Genomic DNA, 1,055 nt, shown 5'->3' on the forward strand with positions numbered 1-1,055 from the left:
GCCCGGAATCGCCTGCATCGCGGCGCCCCTCTTCGACCACACCGGAACCGTCCGCTACGGGCTCAGCGTGTCCACGCTGTCGATCGAGCACAGCGACGAGCAGATCGAGGCGATGTCCGGCCCCCTACTGAAGGCCGCGGCGGCCATCTCCCAGGCCCTCGGCTACCAGGGAAGCGCATTCGCGACCACAACGTTAGGAAATCACTCATGAGTGTTCTGAACCTCTTCGACCTCAGCGGCAAGACCGCCGTCGTCACCGGCGCGAGCCGCGGCATCGGCTTCGCCATGGCCGTCGCACTCGCCGAGGCCGGCGCGGACATCGTCGGCGTTTCGTCGAGAATGCCCGAGCGCCGCAGCGCGATCGAGACCGCGGTCACCGCACTCGGCCGCCGGTTCACCGCACTGCACGCCGACTTCGCCGACCGGGACGCCGTCGCCGCGCTCGCCGCCGAGATCACCGCGCTCGGCCCGATCGACGTGCTCGTCAACAACGCGGGCACGATCGCGCGCGCCCCCGCCGCCGAACACTCGGACGAGATGTGGGACCGCGTGATCGCCGTCAACCTCTCGAGCCAGTTCGTGCTCAGCCGGGAGATCGGCCGCACCATGATCGCGCAGGGCCACGGCAAGATCATCTTCACCGCCTCACTGCTGAGCTTCCAGGGCGGGCTCAACGTGCCCGGGTACACGGCTTCGAAGTCTGCGATCGCCGGACTCACCAAGGCGCTCTCCAACGAGTGGGCGCCGCTCGGCGTCAACGTCAACGCCATCGCCCCCGGGTATTTCGCAACAGACAACACACAGGCCCTCCAGGACGACGCCGGCCGGTCCGGGGCCATCCTCGAGCGGATCCCCGCCGCCCGCTGGGGTACCCCAGCCGACCTCACCGGAGCGACGGTCTTCCTCGCCTCCGCCGCCTCGGACTACGTGAACGGCATCCTGCTCACCACCCCGATCGTCTGGCGCGACTCCGCCTGACCCGCCCTGCCCTGCCTTGCACCCGTCTCCCTCCCTCGCGAGAGTACGTTTTTGGCCCTTAAACCACGGGTTTAAGG

2 protein-coding genes are annotated in these 1,055 nt (G+C 68.7%); both read left to right on the forward strand.

The features are described from left to right. Positions 1-211, forward strand: a 211-nt coding sequence (locus QN345_RS19385) for an IclR family transcriptional regulator domain-containing protein (RefSeq protein WP_323509158.1), incomplete at its 5' end; no start/stop codon positions are given. Then, the gene (locus QN345_RS19390) at positions 208-978 is read left to right on the forward strand and encodes an SDR family NAD(P)-dependent oxidoreductase (protein ID WP_323509159.1); all 771 of its coding nucleotides are present in this window, start codon (positions 208-210) and stop codon (positions 976-978) included. The genes QN345_RS19385 and QN345_RS19390, both read left to right, overlap by 4 nt. Positions 979-1,055 lie beyond the last annotated feature (77 nt).

The sequence above is a fragment of the Cryobacterium sp. 10I1 genome (assembly GCF_035019805.1).
Classification (GTDB): Bacteria; Actinomycetota; Actinomycetes; order Actinomycetales; family Microbacteriaceae; genus Cryobacterium; species Cryobacterium glucosi.

What these genes read in the sequence shown, in the direction of transcription:
- QN345_RS19390 (WP_323509159.1), top strand. Translation starts at nt 208, where the DNA reads ATGAGTGTTCTGAACCTCTTCGACCTCAGCGGCAAGACCGCCGTCGTC.